13 protein-coding genes are annotated in these 16,266 nt (G+C 68.1%); 6 read left to right on the top strand and 7 right to left on the bottom strand.

The window, feature by feature from the left end:
- Positions 1-238: 238 nt before the first annotated feature.
- From AC3AYF_RS08740 to AC3AYF_RS08715, 6 genes are all read right to left on the bottom strand, one after another.
- Positions 239-1,429: an acetyl-CoA C-acyltransferase gene (locus tag AC3AYF_RS08740; protein ID WP_295035414.1), complete on the bottom strand. Its 1,191-nt coding sequence runs from the start codon at positions 1,427-1,429 to the stop codon at positions 239-241.
- 89 nt (positions 1,430-1,518) lie between these two features.
- Positions 1,519-2,289 (bottom strand): SDR family NAD(P)-dependent oxidoreductase, encoded by a 771-nt coding sequence (locus AC3AYF_RS08735; RefSeq protein ID WP_295035412.1) that lies wholly within the window; start codon positions 2,287-2,289, stop codon positions 1,519-1,521.
- 44 nt (positions 2,290-2,333) lie between these two features.
- The gene (locus tag AC3AYF_RS08730) at positions 2,334-4,040 is read right to left on the bottom strand and encodes an AMP-binding protein (protein ID WP_295035410.1); all 1,707 of its coding nucleotides are present in this window, start codon (positions 4,038-4,040) and stop codon (positions 2,334-2,336) included.
- Positions 4,041-4,086: 46 nt separating this feature from the next.
- Positions 4,087-5,226 carry an enoyl-CoA hydratase/isomerase family protein gene (locus AC3AYF_RS08725; protein WP_295035408.1) on the bottom strand — a complete coding sequence of 380 codons (1,140 nt, stop codon included), beginning with the start codon at positions 5,224-5,226 and terminating at the stop codon, positions 4,087-4,089.
- A complete protein-coding gene (locus AC3AYF_RS08720) occupies positions 5,223-6,107 on the bottom strand; it encodes an enoyl-CoA hydratase (RefSeq protein WP_295035406.1) in 885 nt (294 codons plus the stop codon). Before AC3AYF_RS08720 ends, AC3AYF_RS08725 begins: the two co-directional genes overlap by 4 nt.
- Entirely contained in the window at positions 6,104-7,270 is a 1,167-nt protein-coding gene (locus AC3AYF_RS08715; protein WP_295035419.1) for an acyl-CoA dehydrogenase family protein, read from the bottom strand. The genes AC3AYF_RS08720 and AC3AYF_RS08715 overlap by 4 nt, the downstream gene beginning before the upstream one ends.
- A gap of 290 nt (positions 7,271-7,560) precedes the next feature.
- On the opposite strand from AC3AYF_RS08715, the gene AC3AYF_RS08710 reads away from it, so the two are divergent.
- The 5 genes from AC3AYF_RS08710 to AC3AYF_RS08690 all read left to right on the top strand — a co-directional run bounded on the left by AC3AYF_RS08710 (position 7,561) and on the right by AC3AYF_RS08690 (position 14,926).
- Positions 7,561-8,769 (top strand): thiamine pyrophosphate-dependent dehydrogenase E1 component subunit alpha, encoded by a 1,209-nt coding sequence (locus AC3AYF_RS08710; protein WP_149435185.1) that lies wholly within the window; start codon positions 7,561-7,563, stop codon positions 8,767-8,769.
- Positions 8,766-9,743 (top strand): alpha-ketoacid dehydrogenase subunit beta, encoded by a 978-nt coding sequence (locus AC3AYF_RS08705; protein WP_295035403.1) that lies wholly within the window; start codon positions 8,766-8,768, stop codon positions 9,741-9,743. The genes AC3AYF_RS08710 and AC3AYF_RS08705 overlap by 4 nt, the downstream gene beginning before the upstream one ends.
- A gap of 13 nt (positions 9,744-9,756) precedes the next feature.
- Entirely contained in the window at positions 9,757-11,454 is a 1,698-nt protein-coding gene (locus AC3AYF_RS08700) for a dihydrolipoyllysine-residue acetyltransferase (protein WP_487779629.1), read from the top strand.
- Positions 11,455-11,458: 4 nt separating this feature from the next.
- Positions 11,459-13,285, top strand: coding sequence for a protein kinase domain-containing protein (locus tag AC3AYF_RS08695; protein ID WP_487779628.1), 1,827 nt, complete (start codon positions 11,459-11,461; stop codon positions 13,283-13,285).
- Positions 13,286-13,579: 294 nt separating this feature from the next.
- Positions 13,580-14,926 carry a sodium-dependent transporter gene (locus AC3AYF_RS08690; RefSeq protein WP_295035399.1) on the top strand — a complete coding sequence of 449 codons (1,347 nt, stop codon included), beginning with the start codon at positions 13,580-13,582 and terminating at the stop codon, positions 14,924-14,926.
- A 156-nt stretch (positions 14,927-15,082) separates the two neighbouring features.
- On the opposite strand, the gene AC3AYF_RS08685 is transcribed toward AC3AYF_RS08690, so the two are convergent.
- Positions 15,083-15,271, bottom strand: coding sequence for a PA3496 family putative envelope integrity protein (locus AC3AYF_RS08685; RefSeq protein ID WP_295035398.1), 189 nt, complete (start codon positions 15,269-15,271; stop codon positions 15,083-15,085).
- Between the two features lie 216 nt (positions 15,272-15,487).
- Between AC3AYF_RS08685 and AC3AYF_RS08680 the strand changes: the two genes are divergently transcribed.
- A partial coding sequence (locus AC3AYF_RS08680) for an SIS domain-containing protein (RefSeq protein ID WP_487779627.1) occupies positions 15,488-16,266 on the top strand: 779 nt, incomplete at its 3' end.

The following is a 16,266-nucleotide window of genomic DNA, read 5'->3' as shown; positions in this document are numbered from 1 at the left end:
GCTCAGCGTAGGCGTAGCGCAGGTTCTGATGGCAGCTCACCAGCGCCTCGCGGTCGGGGCATTCGCTGGCGGCGGCATCGAGGCAGTCGCCGATGGTCAGGCCCAGCAGCGGCCGGTCGCTGGTGCCGCTGACGTAGCTGGGTTCGTGATTGTGGTTGGCGCTGGTCGGCCCGGTCATCGTCATCTCTCCCCTGGATTGGGTGTCGTGCGGCAGGGATGCCGGCACTCGCGTCTTCGGCTACACGAGCCGTTCGATGCCGACCGCCGTGGCTTCGCCACCGCCGATACAGATCGCCGCCACACCCCGGGTCAGGTCGTGATGGGCGAGCGCGTTGAGCAGCGTGACCAGAATCCGCGCGCCGGAGGCGCCGATCGGGTGGCCCAGGGCGCAGGCGCCGCCGTGCACGTTGACCCGCTCGTGGTCGAGATCGAGTTCGCGCATCGCCGCCATCGCCACCACCGCGAAGGCTTCGTTGATCTCGTAGAGGTCGACGCTCTCTCGCGTCCACCCGAGGCGCTGGTAGAGCTTGCGCACGGCGTGGATCGGCGCCACCGGGAAGTCGCCCGGGCGCATGGCGTGGCTGGCGTGGCCGTGGAGGCGCGCCAGCGGGGTCAGCCCCTGGCGCTCGGCCTCGCGCTGGCGCATCAGTACCAGCGCCGCGGCGCCATCGGAGATCGAGCTGGAGTTGGCGGCGGTGACCGTGCCGCCCTCGCGAAAGGCGGGCTTGAGCTGGGGGATACGCTCGAGATTGGCCTTGTGGGGCTGTTCGTCCTGGTCGACCCGGCGGGTGTCGCGGCCGGCGGGGGCGTCGAGGGCGACGATCTCCTTGGCAAAGACGCCGCTCTCGATCGCCTGGCGGGCGCGGGTCAGCGAGGCGATGGCGTAGGCATCCTGGGCCTCGCGGCCGAAGTCGAAGGCCTGGGCGCAATCTTCGGCGTAGGTGCCCATCAGCCGCCCCGGCTCGTAGGCGTCCTCGAGCCCGTCGAGGAACATGTGATCGAGCACCTGGGCATGCCCCATGCGCAGCCCGGCGCGCGCCTTGGGCAGCAGATAGGGGGCGTTGCTCATGCTCTCCATGCCGCCGGCGATGGCATGGGCGGCGTGACCCAGCGACAGCGTGTCGAACGCCTGCATCACCGCCTTCATTCCGGAGCCGCACATCTTGTTGACGGTAGTGCAGGGCGTCGACTCGGCCAGGCCCGCGCCGAGTGCCGCCTGGCGCGCCGGCGCCTGGCCCTGCCCGGCGGGGAGCACGCAGCCCATGATCAGCTCGTCGAGGCTGTCTGGCGTTAGCCGGGCCTGTTCGAGGGCGCCGCGGATCGCCGCCGCGCCCAGCTGCGGGCAGGCAAGCCCGCCCAGGGCGCCCTGGAAGGCGCCCATCGGCGTGCGCTTGGCGCCGACGATGACGATCGGGTCTGGGGTGTTCATGTTCAGCTCTCCCATACTGGTGAGGGATCGATCAGTCGCTGCTGTCTTACTCCATCCTGAAAAGCGGCTGAGCGATGCTCAGTCGCTTTTCACCGCGCACTCATACGGATGGCGCCATCGAGACGTATCACCTCGCCGTTGAGATAGCGGTTCTCCAGGATCTGGCAGGCCAGCGCGGCGTACTCCTCGGCGTGGCCCATGCGCGGCGGGAACGGCACCTTGGCGTTGAGGCTCTCGCGCACCTCCTCAGGCATGCCCTGCATCATGGCGGTGTCGAAGATGCCGGGGGCGATCGCCATCACCCGGATGCCCGAGCTGGCCAGCTCGCGGGCGGCGGGCAGGGTAAGCCCGACCACGCCGGCCTTGGAGGCGGCGTAGGCGGCCTGGCCGATCTGGCCCTCGAAGGCGGCCACCGAGGCGGTGTTGATCACCACCCCGCGCTCGCCGTCGTCCTCCGTCGCCGGGTTCTCCTGCATCGCCGCCACCGCCAGGCGCAGCATGTTGAAGGTGCCGATCAGGTTGATGTCGACTACCCGGCGGAAGCTGTCGAGACCGTGCACGCCGCGCTTGCCGTGGATCTTCTCCGCCGGCGCCACCCCGGCGCAGTTGATCAGCCCATGGAGGGCGCCGAAGCGCTCGCGGGTGGCGGCGATGACATGCTCGCCGTCGGCTTCCCGGGTGACGTCGGCGGCCACTGCCAGGGCGTTCGCCCCCAGCGACTCGGCGTGGGCTTGCGCCGCCGTCTCGTCGTGGTCGGCCAGGGTGACGTTGGCCCCGGCCGCCACCAGCCGCTGGGCGGTGGCGGCGCCCAGCCCGGAGCCGCCGCCGGTGACGATGAAGGTGTGGTCGGCCAGTTGCATTTGAAAACTCCTTGGAATGACGGCCTGGACGCCGGCGTGTGAGCTCAATGGGTGCCGGGCGGCTGGCGCAGTTCGGGAAAGTCGCTCTCGCGGTACTCGTCCTGGGCGCCATCCGGGTCGGCGGCGGCCGTCGCCGCATGGGCGCGCAGCTCGACCCGGCGGATCTTGCCGGAGATGGTCTTGGGCAGTTCGAAGAACTCGAGCCGGCGAATGCGCTGGTAGGGCGCCAGCCGGGCGGCGGCGAAGCGCAGGATCGAGAGCGCGGTGTCGCGGTCGGGTTCGAAGCCCTGGCGCAGGGTCAGATACGCCTTGGGCACGTTGAGACGCAGCTCGTCGGGGGCCGGCACCACGGCGGCCTCGGCCACCGCCTCGTGCTCGATCAGCAGCGACTCCAGCTCGAACGGGCTGATGCGGTAGTCGGAGCTCTTGAACACGTCGTCGGCGCGGCCGATGTACCAGTAGTAGCCGGCAGCGTCGCGGCGGGCGACATCGCCGGTGCGGTAGTAGCCCTCGTCGAGCACCTGGCGCATGCGCGCGGCATCGTCGCGGTACTCCTGCATCAGGCCCACCGGGCGCTCGTCGAGACGGATCGCGATCTCGCCCTCGTCGCGCTCCTGGCCGTCGGCGTCGAGCAGCGCGATGCGATATCCGGGCAGTGGCCGCCCCATCGAGCCGGCACGCATCGGCTGCCCCGGCGGGTTGCCGATCTGGGCGGTGGTCTCGGTCTGGCCGTAGCCGTCGCGAATCTCCAGGTTCCAGGCCCGCCGCACGCGGTCGATCACTTCCGGGTTGAGCGGCTCGCCGGCGCCGACCAGGGCGCGCAGTTGGGTCCGGTAGCTGGCCAGATCCTCCTGGATCAGATGGCGCCACACCGTCGGCGGGGCACACAGGGTGGTGACACCGTAGCGTGCGATAGCGTCCAGGGTCGCCGCGGCGGAGAAACGCGCGGCGCGATAGACGAAGATGGTGCAGCCGGCGTTCCAGGGCGCGAAGACGTTGGACCAGGCGTGCTTGGCCCAGCCCGGCGAGCTGATGTTGTAGTGGATGTCCTCCGGCTGCAGGCCGATCCAGTAGAGCGTCGACAGCGACCCCACCGGATAGCTCTGATGGGTGTGGACCACCAGCTTGGGCCGCGAGGTGGTGCCGGAGGTGAAGTAGAGCAGCAGTGGGTCGTCGGCCCGGGTCGAGACCGTCGGCGTAAAGCTGTCGTCGGCGCGGAAGGCGTCGTCGTAGGCTTGCCAGCCGGATACCGCATCGCCCACGGCGATCCGCGTCAGGCTGGGGTCGAGCCCGGCGAACTTGGCGGTGTGGGCGTGGCCCACCACCAGATGGCGAATGCGTCCGCGCTGCAGGCGATCGGGCAGATCCTGCGCCGCCAGCAGGGTGGTCGCCGGCACCACCACCGCGCCGAGCTTGATCGCCGCGAGCAGGGTCTCCCACAGCTCGACCACGTTATCCAGCATCAGCAGCAGTGTGTCTCCCGGCGCCACGCCCAGCTCGCGCAGATGGTTGGCGACCTGATTGGAGCGCCGCCGCATCTCGTCGAAGGAGCGCCGGGTTTCGCCGCCATCCTCGTCCACCAGCCACAGCGCGGTGCGGGCGTTGTCGGCGGCCTGCACGTCGAAAACATCCAGGGCCCAGTTGAAGTGGGTCAGGCGCGGCCAGCGGAAATCCTGGTAGGCGCGGGGATAGTCCTCGCGCTGGGCGAGCAGGAAATCGCGGGCGGCGAAGAACTCGGCGGTGGCGGACATGACGATCGGCTCTCCTGGCAGCGTTGGTGGCGCGGGCGGGCGACGCTTACCCGATGACGTGGTCGTGCAGGTCGCGCAGCGGATGCGTCTGTCGCGACCAGGCGGGTGCGAGGCAGGCGTCGAGGTCGGCCGCCGCCACCGCGCCGTGGGCGTGGTGCCATGCCGGCGCGTTGTCCTTGTCGATCAGCAGTGCCCGGACACCTTCGCCGAGATCGCCGTGGGCGGCACAGGCCAGCGACAGATCGAGCTCGCTGCGCAGCGTTTCGGCCAGCGAGACGCGCCGGCAGCGGGTCAGCTGGCGCAGGATCAGCCGCGCCGAGAGCGGCGAGCCGGCGGCCAGGTTGCGCGCGGCACGGGCGATCCAGGGGTCGTCGCTGTCGCCGGCGGCGATGATGCTGTCGATCAGCGCTTCGTCGCTGTCGGCGTCGGTCAGCGCGGCGATTGCCTCCTGCCGCGGTGCGACCTCGGCGGCCGGGGCGAGCTCGCGGCTCGCCGCGGCGTGGGCGCGCAGCACCCGTTCGAGTGCCGGGCGCGGGCGGGACCAGTCAGCATCGAGCAGGTCGTCGATCACCGCGTCGCGGCGCTCGGCGTCAATAAGACGGTCGGCGAGACCGACGAACAGGGCGTCGCTGGCGTTGAGGCGGGCGCCGGTCAGGCCGAGGAAGGTGCCGCTGGCCCCCGGCATGCGGTTCAGGAACCAGCTGGCGCCCACGTCCGGATAGAGGCCGATGGTGATCTCCGGCATCGCCAGCATCGAGCGCGGCGTCACCACCCGGTGCGAGGCGCCGGCCATGAGGCCGATACCGCCGCCCATGACGATGCCGTCGCCCCAGGCGACGATGGGCTTGGGGTAGGCGTGGAGAGCGTGGTCGAGGCGGTACTCGTGGGTGAAGTAGCGTGCCACGAAGCCATCCGCGGCCTCCGGGTCACGGCCGGTGTGGCCTTCGGCGATGGCGCGACGGAGGGCAACCACGTCGCCGCCGGCGCAGAACGCCTTGTCGCCGGCACCCTCCAGCCACAGGGCGACCACCGTCGGGTCTTCGGCCCAGGCGTCGATCTGCACCTGAATGGCATCGATCATCGCCAGCGACAGCGCGTTGAGGCTCTTGGGGGCATCGAGGGTGATGTGTCCGAGGCGGTGGCCGTCGGCGGTGGCCAGGGTATCGAAGCGCACGGGCTCGCTCATGCCTGGTCTCCGTCGCGGCTGTCGTCGCCTGCGCCCGGGGTCGGGTCCTCGCGCCAGCGCGGCGGGCGCTTGTCGAGGAAGGCGCCGATGCCCTCGCCCGGGGCGGCGGTGTCGAACAGTTCCATGAACAGCTCGCGCTCCATGCGGTAGCCGTGGGGCAGGCCGTGGTCGCGGGCGTTCATGATCAGGCGCTTGCAGCGGTCCAGGGCTTGCGGGCTCTGGCCGGTGCTGCGCTCGGCCAGTGCGAGCGCGCTGGTGAAAGCCTGGCCAGCGTCGACCAGCTCCTCGACCAGGCCGATGGTCAGGGCGCGCTCGGCGTCGATGCGCTCGCCGCACAGGATCATGCGCTTGGCCCAGCCCTCGCCCACCAGCCACGGCAGGTGCTGGGTGCCGCCGGCGCAGGGCAGCAGCCCCACCTTGGCCTCCGGCAGTGCCAGCTGCGCCTGACGCTCGGCGATGCGGATGTCGCAGGCCAGCGCGCACTCCAGCCCACCGCCCATGGCGTAGCCGTTGATCGCGGCGATGGTGACCCCGGGGTAGGCACTCAGGGTCTCGAAGGCGCGCCCGAAGCGGGTCGCCATCTCCAGCGCGGTGGCCTTGCCCTCGGTGAAGCGCTTGAGGTCGGCCCCGGCGGAGAAGAACTTGTCGCCGGCGCCGGTGATCACCAGCGCCGGCGGCTGGGGCTCGGCCGCCAGGGCGTCGAGATGGTCGGCGAGTGCCGCCAGCGAGCCCTCGTGCCAGGTGTTGGCGGGCGGGTTGTCGATGGTCAGCACGGCGATGGCGCCGCGGCGCTCCAGGCGCAGGCCGTCGACCGACGGCGTCTCTCTTGGCGTCTCTTGCGGCGTCGCGCCCGGCTGGGGGGCGGTGTGACGGTCGGTCATGTCGAGATCTCCAGGTCGTCCTTGTCGAGCAGGCGGCGGGCGATCACCAGGCGCATGATCTCGTTGGTGCCTTCGAGAATCTGGTGCACCCGGCAGTCGCGAACGTGGCGCTCCAGCGGGTAGTCGCGCAGGTAGCCGTAGCCGCCGTGGAGCTGCAGGGCCTCGTTGCAGATGGCGAAGCCCTGGTCGGTGGCGAAGCGCTTGGCCATGGCGCAGTAGAGCGTGGCGTCGGGGTCGCCGAGGTCGAGCTTGCTCGCCGCCAGACGCACCATCTGGCGCGCCGCGACGAGCTGGGTGGCCATGTCGGCGAGCTTGAACTGCAGCGCCTGGAAGCTGGCCAGCGGACGGCCGAACTGCTGGCGCTCGTTCAGGTAGCGGTGGGCGGTGGTGAGCGCGGCCTGGGCGGTGCCGACGGAGCAGGTGGCGATGTTGATGCGTCCGCCGTCGAGGGCGCGCATGGCGATACGGAAGCCCTCGCCCTCCTCGCCGAGACGATGATCCGCCGGCACGCGCACGCCGTCGAAGCTGATCGCCCGGGTGGGCTGGCTGTTCCAGCCCATCTTCTCCTCCTTCTTGCCGTAGTCGATACCCGCCGTGTCCGCTGGCACGGCGAAGGCGGAGATGCCGTCGGCGCCGCTGTCCGGTGCGCCGGTGCGGGCCATCACCACCAGCAGCTGGGTATCGCCGGCGCCGGAGATGAACATCTTGTTGCCGTCGATCACGTAGGCGTCGCCATCGCGGTGCGCGCGGGTGCGCAGCGAGGCGGCATCGGAGCCGGCGTTGGGCTCGGTGAGGCAGTAGGAGCCCAGCTTCTCGCCGGCGAGCATCGGCGTCAGCCAGGTCTCTCGGACCGCGTCGCCGGCGTAGCTGGCCAGGATCCAGTTGACCATGTTGTGAATGGTCAGAAAGGCGGTGGTGGAGGTGCAGCCCTGGGCCAGCTCCTCGATGATCAGGGTCGAATCGAGCCGGCTCAGGCCCAGCCCGCCGGCGGCCTCCGGGGTGTACAGGCCGCAAAAGCCGAGTTCGCCGGCCTGGCGTATCGTCTCCACCGGAAAGATGCTTTGGGCATCCCATTCGGCGGCGTAGGGCGCCAGCTCGCGGCGCGCGAACTGGCACGCCGCTTCCCGGTAGGCCTGCTGGTCGTCGTTGAGTTCGAAGTCCATGGGTAACGGAATTCCCTCGGTGGCCGCGCCGGAGAGACTGCGCGGGCGGGTGGGCCCGCGAGGCATGCAGGGCGCCGCGGCATCGATGTGCCTGACAAGGCGTTTGGCGTGCCGGATCGGGTAGCCGGTACGCCTCGTTGCTCTGTTCTAGCGATGCCCTCCGGGGCGGGACAATAGGACCTAGTGCTAAACGACCAAGGTAGGATGGCGACGAGTTGACATTAACGTCAAGGTCAGGTGTTGAAAGCCGCTCATAAGGCGTTCCGAATTCTCGGCCCAGGAAGCGTCACATGAAGACGACCCGATCCACGGCAAAACCCGTCCACAAGCCGGTCTTTGCCAATGGCGACGATATCCAGATTCCCGTATTCACGCTGCTCAAGCCGGATGGCACCGCTTATGCCGGGGCGGGCAAGCCGACGCTCGACGAAGCGACCGCGCGGCGCGTCTACCGCGCCATGCTCTACACCCGCGTGCTCGACGAGCGCATGATGGCGGCCCAGCGACAGGGGCGGCTCAGTTTCTACATGCAGTGCACCGGCGAGGAGGCCGCGGTGGTCGGCAGTACGGCGGCGCTGGACGACGCCGACATGATCATGGCCCAGTACCGCGAGCAGGGCGCGCTGGCCTATCGCGGCTTCACCACCGACGAGTTCATGAATCAGCTGTTCGGCAACGAGCGCGATACCGCTCACGGTCGCCAGATGCCGATCCACTACGGCTCGCGGGATCTCCACTACCTGACGATCTCCTCGCCGCTGGCGACCCAGATTCCCCAGGCCACCGGCTACGCCTACGGTCAGAAGCTGGCCGGCCAGGGCCACTGCACGCTGGCGATCTTCGGCGAGGGCGCGGCCTCGGAAGGGGATTTCCATGCCGCGCTCAACATGGCATCGGTGCACAAGGTGCCGGTGATCTTCCTGTGCCGCAACAACGGCTACGCCATCTCGACCCCGGTCACCGAGCAGTTTGCCGGCGACGGGGTCGCCGCCCGCGCCTTCGGCTATCGCATGCAGTCGATCCGGGTCGATGGCAACGACATCCTGGCGGTATTCGAAGCGACCCGCGAGGCCCGGCGGCTGGCGGTGGAACACAACGAACCGGTGCTGATCGAGGCGATGACCTATCGGCTGGCGGCTCACTCCTCCTCCGACGACCCGTCCGGCTATCGCAGCAAGAAGGAGGAGGAGGCGTGGCACAAGAAGGATCCGCTGCGCCGGATGCAGCGTTGGCTGATCGATCGTGGCTGGTGGACCGAGGACGAAGAGCGCGAGCTGACCGAGTCGCTGCGCCGTGAGGTGCTCGACGGCATGAAGCAGGCCGAGAAGCGTCGGCCACCGGCGCTGGCCACGCTGATCAGCGATGTCTACGCCGAGACTCCCCCGCTGCTGCGCGAGCAGCTCGAGACGTTGAAAGCGCATATCGTCCGTCACCCCGAGGCCTATCCCAGGAGTGCGCCGTGGCTGGATGACAGCACCGAGAAGGAGGGCCAGGCATGAGTCGGATGAATCTGCTCCAGGCCGTCAACAACGCGCTGGATACCGCCATGGCCTCGGATGACCGGGTGCTCTGCTTCGGCGAGGATGTGGGGGTGTTCGGCGGCGTGTTCCGCGCCACCAGCCACCTGCAGGAGAAGTACGGCCGCGAGCGCTGCTTCAACACCCCGCTGGTGGAGCAGGGTATCGTCGGCTTCGCCAACGGTCTGGCCGCCCAGGGCTCGGTGCCGGTGGCCGAGATCCAGTTTGCCGACTACATCTTCCCCGCCTTCGATCAGCTGGTGAACGAGACCGCCAAGTTCCGCTACCGCTCCGGCAGCCTGTTCGATGTCGGCGGCCTGACCGTGCGCGCCCCCTACGGCGGCGGGATTGCCGGTGGCCACTACCATTCGCAGTCGCCGGAGGCCTATTTCGCCCACACGCCGGGGCTGACGGTGGTGGTGCCGCGCAATCCGCACCAGGCCAAGGGGCTGTTGCTGGCCTCGATCCGTTCGCCGGACCCGGTGCTCTTCTTCGAGCCCAAGCGCCTCTATCGTGCGTCGGTGGGCGAGGTGCCCGACGACGATTACGAATTGCCGCTGCGCCAGGCGGAGGTGGTCCAGGAGGGCAGCGACATCACGCTGCTGGCCTGGGGGGCGCAGATGGAGGTGATCGAACAGGCCGCCGAAATGGCCGGGAAGGAGGGCGTCTCCTGCGAGCTGATCGATCTTCGCACCATCGTGCCGTGGGATGTCGAGACCGTGGTCGAATCGGTGCTCAAGACCGGGCGGCTGATCGTCAGTCACGAGGCGCCGCTGACCGGCGGATTCGCCGCCGAGGTCGCCGCCACCATCCAGAACCGCTGTTTCCTCTATCTGGAGTCGCCGATCGAGCGCGTCACCGGGCTCGACACGCCGTTCCCGCTGACGCTCGAGAAAGAGTACATGCCGGGGCCGTTGAAGGTGCTCGACGCCATCCACCGCACGATGGATTTCTAGGAGAGGAGGCGAGATGAGCGATTTCCTGCTGCCCGATATCGGCGAAGGCATCGTCGAGTGCGAAGTGGTGAAGTGGCTGGTCAGCGAGGGCGATACCATCGCCGAGGACCAGCCTGTCGCCGAGGTGACCACCGACAAGGCCCTGGTGGAGATCCCCGCTCCCGAGGCCGGGCGCGTCACGCGGCTCTATGTCCGCGAAGGGGAGACGGCCCGGGTCCACGCGCCGCTGTTCGCCATCGAGAGCGTCGACGAGCGCGCCCGGTCCGACGCTGGCGCTCGATCCAACCATGACTCCCGATCCGACCACGATGCTCGACCACCCGAACCGATCGCCGCCACGCCCGAAGACGAAGCCCCGCAGCCGCCCGGACCGGAAGCCGGGGAGAAGGAACCGGCGGCATCGAAGGATTTCATACTGCCCGACCTGGGCGAAGGGATCGTCGAGTGCGAGGTGGTGACCTGGCGTGTCGAGGAGGGCGACGAGATCGCCGAGGATCAGCCGGTGGTCGAGGTCAGCACCGACAAGGCGGTGATGGAGATCACCGCCCCGGAGGCGGGGCGGCTGGTGCGGCGGTATTGCCAGCTCGACGAGGTTGCCAGGGTGCACTCGCCGCTGTTCGCGTACGTGCCCCAGGCCAGCGGCAGCACTGACGAATGCAGCGATACCGACGCCATGGCGACCGGCACTGTTCCACGTGAAACCCGCGCCGAGCCCCACCCGGCCCCGGCTCATGGCGTGGATAGCGGGGCCGAGTCGCGGTCAGCCGCCCGCTCGGCGCGGGATGACGCCGGCCGGAGACGCATCCCCGCCAGCCCGGCGGTACGCCGGCGGGTGCGCGAGCTCGGGGTCCGTCTCGAGGAGATTCCCGGTAGCGGCAAGGATGGCCGGGTGCTCAAGGAGGATGTGCTGGCGTTTCGGCAGCAACAGGAAAAGCAGGAGCAGCGCCCCAGGCAGGCCGAAGCGGCGGACCATCGGCTCACGACGGCTGCCGATGCTGCCTCCAGCGGCGAACGCGTCGAGCCGCTTCGCGGCGTACGTGCCGTGATGGCCAGGCGGATGAGCGAAGCGGCGTCGACAATTCCGCATTTTGCCTACGGCGACGAGTTCGACGTCACCGAGCTGCTGGCGTTGCGGGAGCGCCTGAAGGGCGATTTCGAGGCGCGCGACGAGCGGCTGACGCTGATGCCGCTGCTAATGAAGGCGCTGGCCCTGGCGGTGACGGAGTTCCCCTTGCTCAACTGCCGGCTCAATGCGGCAGCCGATGCCATCCACTACCAGGACGGCTGCCATGTCGGCATGGCGGTGGACAGCGCCAGCGGCCTGCTGGTGCCCAACGTCAAGCATGTCGAGCGGCTTAGCCTGCGCGAAGTGGCGAGCGAGGTGGAGCGCCTGACCCGGGCCGCTCGCGACGGACGGGTCGAACCGGCCGATCTCAAGGGCGGCACCATCAGCATCTCCAACATCGGCGTGCTGGGCGGCACCTATGCCATGCCGATCATCAACGCGCCGGAGGTGGCGATCGTCGCCCTCGGCCGCGTCCAGCGGCTGCCGCGCTTCGATGCCGAGGGGCGGGTGGTAGCGCGCTCGATCATGACCGTGACCTGGTCCGGCGACCACCGCGTGCTAGATGGCGGCACCATGGCGCGTTTCTGCAATCGCTGGAAGGGGTATCTGGAGGCGCCGGAAACCATGCTTGCCGACCTGCGCTGATCTCATGGCGACGTCCGGACACAAGCCCACGGAGCTGCAGCAGTTCTATATCCCCGAGGAGCAGTCGGTCTATCTGCTCAGCCAGAGCCAGGCGCGGCAGCTGCGCGAGTGGATCGGGCGCTGCCGCCGCCAGCTCGCCCAGGTCGGCTATCGCGAGGTCGAACTGGTCGGCAAGGGGGCCTACGGCTTCGTCTTCGCGGGTATCGATGGCGCCGGCGACAGCCACGTGTTCAAGTTCACCCGCCAGAACCTGCCGCAGTCGTTCCACGAGCGCCTCGAGGAGGAGGCGTTCATGCTCGAGCAGGTGGATCATCCCCGCGTTCCCAAACTGATCGCCTACCGCACCCTGCGCCATCAGGCGATGCTGGTGATGGCGCGCGCGCCGGGTATCAACCTGGAGGAGTTCTCGCTGCGCGAAGGTCGTCTGGCGCCGCGCCTGGTGATCAAGATCGCGGCGCAGCTGGCGGACATCCTGCGCACGCTGCGCCGCGAGTCCGCCGAGGGGCGACTCGTGGTGCACGGGGACATCAAGCCCTCGAATCTGATGTTCGATGCGCGAACCGAGCAGATCGCGCTGATCGACTGGGGCTCGTCGGTCTTTGCCCAGCTCGATGCCGAGGGCCAGTTCCTGTCGCGCAACGTGATGGAGCTGATGTCCGCCGATCTGCAGCACACCAACGCCCGCATGGGTGATGTCTACTACATCGGCGGGGAGCAGCTCGAGGGCGCGTTGTCGTCGCCGCGCTTCGACGAGCAGGGTGCCGCCGCGACCCTCTATGCGCTCGCCACCGCGCAGTCCAGCCGCTTCGGCCGCGAGACGATCCCGGCCACTTCGCTGGGGTTGCCGATCGAGTTCGCCCGGGTGCTGGATGCGATGCTGAGCGAGGATCCCGCGCTGCGTCGCCGGGCCGGGGACTATTTTCTCCAGCACATGCCGCGGATTGCCCGCACGATCCTGCGGGAGACCGAGGCATCGCCGGAAACCCCGCTGGTGCCGGTGTGGGTGCGCTCGCTGGAGCAGGAGATCGAGACGGTCGTCTACAGCTCGCGCAAGGCGTTCCTGCGTGACGACCACCGCCAGGACGATGAGCGCAACGACACCCTGAGCGCGGTCAACGACGTCCAGCTCGATCGCTACTACAAGCACTTCATGCAGGGCATGGGCGATCTCGAGAAAGCGTTCCTGGTGGCGGTGGGCAGGCTGGGAAAGTATCCGGTGGTGGGCGGTCTGGCGGTACGCTGGAGCGACGCCGGCGTCGAGTTCGACACGACCCTGAGCCTCAACGAGCCGTCGCTCCGGAAGGCCTTCGTCGCGGCGGTGAACAACATGGTCACCCTGGCCCGGGCGATCCGCCGCCGCGACGGCGTGTTCAAGGCGTGCCTGTTCAACGCCCGGCGCACCCTGCACGTCGACCGCGACGATGCCGCGCGGCCGTTCGTGCCCGACACGACCTGCGCGATTCCCTACGAGGTCAGCCCGACGCCGGAACTGGAAGACGCCAGTCGCGAGCACTCCTACTTCGAGGACGGTCCGGATCCCGAGGAGTTCCTGCGGCTACCGCCGGTGATGATCGAGGCGCTGTCGCGACTCAACGCCATCCATCACACCGGGATGATCATCTTCGAGGCGCTGCCGACCCACCTGAAGATCCACAGCTACTACCGCCTGCTCGATCCGGCCCGGGAGGAGGAGTTTCGCGACTGCCTGGAGACGCTGCTGGCGGCGGTGCCGCAGATCGACGGTCTCGGCGTTTCCGGCTACATGAAGATGCCCTACAAGAACACGCGGCATTTTGCGCACCGAACGCGGCTTGCAAATAGCGGGGAGTGAATCCTCCGCCCGGCGGCGGAGATGATGCATTCTGCGCAATCTTTGCGTTTTCGGGACGCTTTACACCTCTTTTGGACGAATTCCAGGAGGAAAAAGGGAAGAAACGGGTTCGAGTCGTTATAATTCGCGCGTTTCTCTTTCAAGCGGCCCGAAGCTGCCGCCACAGCTTTCAAGCGGCCCGAACCTGCCGCCGAAGCTAAACAGCCGGAGACGCTCCCAGGCTTCAAAAACGACACCGGGTCCGGCCTCCCGAAGGGGCGGTATTCCGACAACAGCAATACTGATGGTGAATTCATGGCCAAACAATCCCATACCCATGCGCAGTGGTCCTCACGCACGGCCTTCGTTCTGGCAGCGACCGGTTCGGCCGTGGGGCTCGGCAACATCTGGAAATTCCCCTACATGGTGGGCGACAGCGGCGGTGCGGTCTTCGTGCTCGTCTACCTGGCCTGCATCGCGCTGATCGGGCTGCCGATCCTGGTCTCCGAGTGGCTGCTGGGCCGCCGCGGGCAGTCCAACCCGGTCAACACCATGCAGAAGCTCGGCCGCGACTCGAAGCTCTCGCCGGACTGGGTGCTGGTGGGGATCGCCGGCGTGCTGGGCTCGTTCCTGATTCTCTCTTTCTACAGCGTGGTGGGCGGCTGGTCGCTCAACTACACCTGGAGCACGCTGACCGGCGACCTCGGTAACTCCAGCGGCGTCAGCGTGGGTGACTACTTCACCACCCTGCTGGGCCAGCCGGGCACGCTGCTGTTCTGGCACACGCTGTTCATGCTGCTGACCTTCGGCATCGTCGCCGGCGGCGTCAAGGGGGGCCTGGAGCGCGCGGCCAAGTGGCTGATGCCGTTGCTGATCGTGGCGCTGGTCGTGCTGATCGGCTTCGGCATGTCCACCTCGGGCTTCGGCCAGGCGGCCGAGTTCATGTTCTCGCCGGACTGGAGCAAGCTCAACGGCGGCGTCATCCTCGCGGCGCTGGGCCACGCCTTCTTCACCCTGTCGCTGGGCATGGGGATCATGATGGCCTACGGCTCCTACCTGGGTCAGGAGGTCGATCTGATCAAGACCGCGCGCACCGTGGTGATCCTGGATACGGTCATCGCGCTCGGCGCCGGCATGGCGATCTTTCCGGTGGTGTTCGCCAACGGCCTGGATCCGAGTGCCGGGCCGGGGCTGCTGTTCGTGACCCTGCCGCTGGCCTTCATCGACATGCCCTGGGGGTTGGCGTTCGGTACGATTTTCTTCGCGCTGCTGACCGTGGCCGCGATCACCTCGGCGATCTCGCTGCTGGAGCCGGTGACGGAATTTCTGGAGGAGCGTACCCGGCTGTCGCGCGTTGCCTCGGCGTTCGTCGCGGCGCTGTCGACCTGGGCGCTGGGTATTGCCGCGCTGCTGGCGTTCAACGTCTGGTCAGGGTTCCAGCCGTTCGGCTTCAACGTCTTCGACCTGCTCGACGCGCTCACCAGCAAGCTGATGCTGCCGCTGACGGGGCTGGCCGCGATCGTCTTCACCGCCTGGTTCCTGGACAGCGACGACGTCAAGCAGGAGCTGGGCCTGGGTCCGAAAGGACGGGTGGTATGGCACTACGTGTCGCGTTATGTCGCCCCCATCGGCGTGATCGTGGTGTTCTTCAACAGCCTGTAGCGGACCCTCCGTCACGTCTCGGGGCGTGCTTCGGGGCGTGATGGGAACTTCCCCGTCGGCGAGGGTTCCGGCGGGGCAGGCAGCGGCCGTTGTCCGAGGACAACGGCCGCTGATCGTTGGGGCAGGGGCGCCGTCGACCGGATGCTATCCGGGCAGCTATTCAGGTAATTCTGCGATCTCTTCCGCCAACTGGCGCTTCTCCTGGCGCTGCTCGATGCCGCGCCGGGCCTTGAGGTAACGCACGGCTGCCCTGCGCTTGCGCCGCTCGTGCTCGTTGACTTCCAACGTCATGAAAATATCGAGAATTTCGCTCTTCAGGGTGTGAAGATGTTCGATGTCCTTCATTGATCGAATCTCCTGGCATCCTCGGAACTGTCGGTTTTGCGCCCGACATGCATACTATACTCAACTTTACAAGATAATGACGATCCACTTTTTTCATGCTTTCAACGCGCCGTGCCGGCGTGTTCCGCCAGCCCGACTCGGGCATACTAGGTTTCGAACTTTCGATCGAAACCCAGAGAAGCGAGACCGCCTGATGTCGCCATTCGAGGGCCAGCCATGAGCCGTTCGCTGTTCGATGAATTGCGCGTTCACATGGATCGTCTGCGTCGCTCCGAGCAGAAGGTGGCGCGCTTCGTGCTGCGCAATCCGGAAGAGGTGATCCTGATGCGGATCACCGATCTGGCCAGCGAGGCGCAGGTCAGCGAGCCCACGGTGGTGCGCTTCTGTCGCGCCATGGGCATGGCCGGGTTCCAGGAGTTCAAGCTGAAGCTGGCGCAGATGATGGCCAAGGGCAGCCAGTACGCCCAGTTCACCATGAACGATGGCGATAGCGTGGCCGAGTTCTCCCATGGCATCTTCGACAGCACCATCGAGACGCTGGAGCGGGTCCGTGACGGCCTGGACAACGAGGCGCTGGGCAAGGCGATCGCCGCACTGGCGGTCGCCAACCGGGTCGAGTTCTACGGTTACGGCGCCTCGGGGGTGGTCGCGGCCGACGCCCAGCACAAGTTCTTCCGCCTCCAGATCCAGACCTCCGCCTACGCCGACCCGCACATGCAGGCGATGTCCGCCGCCACCCTGAAGGCGGGCGACGTGGTGGTGGCGATCTCCCAGACCGGCCGCACCCGGGCGCTGATCGCCAGTGCCAAGACCGCCGTCAAGGCCGGTGCCACCGTGATCGGCCTGTGCCCCAGCGATTCGCCGCTGGCCCGCGAGGTGACCCTGTCGTTGCCGGTGGATGTCCAGGAAGATACCGAGGTCTACATTCCGATGACCTCGCGCATCGCCCACCTGTTGACCATCGACGTGCTCGCCGTCGGCCTGGGCCCACACCC

This window comes from Salinicola sp. (assembly GCF_982684285.1).
Note: the sequence above shows the minus strand (reverse complement) of the source record. Positions and strands in the feature narration are given on the sequence as shown.

Excerpts from the sequence above, each read along its gene's own strand:
- AC3AYF_RS08740 (WP_295035414.1), bottom strand. The coding sequence starts at position 1,429 with ATGAACACCCCAGACCCGATCGTCATCGTCGGCGCCAAGCGCACGCCG.
- AC3AYF_RS08735 (WP_295035412.1), bottom strand. The coding sequence starts at position 2,289 with ATGCAACTGGCCGACCACACCTTCATCGTCACCGGCGGCGGCTCCGGG.
- AC3AYF_RS08730 (WP_295035410.1), bottom strand. The coding sequence starts at position 4,040 with ATGTCCGCCACCGCCGAGTTCTTCGCCGCCCGCGATTTCCTGCTCGCC.
- AC3AYF_RS08725 (WP_295035408.1), bottom strand. The coding sequence starts at position 5,226 with ATGAGCGAGCCCGTGCGCTTCGATACCCTGGCCACCGCCGACGGCCAC.
- AC3AYF_RS08720 (WP_295035406.1), bottom strand. The coding sequence starts at position 6,107 with ATGACCGACCGTCACACCGCCCCCCAGCCGGGCGCGACGCCGCAAGAG.
- AC3AYF_RS08715 (WP_295035419.1), bottom strand. The coding sequence starts at position 7,270 with ATGGACTTCGAACTCAACGACGACCAGCAGGCCTACCGGGAAGCGGCG.
- AC3AYF_RS08710 (WP_149435185.1), top strand. The coding sequence starts at position 7,561 with ATGAAGACGACCCGATCCACGGCAAAACCCGTCCACAAGCCGGTCTTT.
- AC3AYF_RS08705 (WP_295035403.1), top strand. The coding sequence starts at position 8,766 with ATGAGTCGGATGAATCTGCTCCAGGCCGTCAACAACGCGCTGGATACC.
- AC3AYF_RS08700 (WP_487779629.1), top strand. The coding sequence starts at position 9,757 with ATGAGCGATTTCCTGCTGCCCGATATCGGCGAAGGCATCGTCGAGTGC.
- AC3AYF_RS08695 (WP_487779628.1), top strand. The coding sequence starts at position 11,459 with ATGGCGACGTCCGGACACAAGCCCACGGAGCTGCAGCAGTTCTATATC.
- AC3AYF_RS08690 (WP_295035399.1), top strand. The coding sequence starts at position 13,580 with ATGGCCAAACAATCCCATACCCATGCGCAGTGGTCCTCACGCACGGCC.
- AC3AYF_RS08685 (WP_295035398.1), bottom strand. The coding sequence starts at position 15,271 with ATGAAGGACATCGAACATCTTCACACCCTGAAGAGCGAAATTCTCGAT.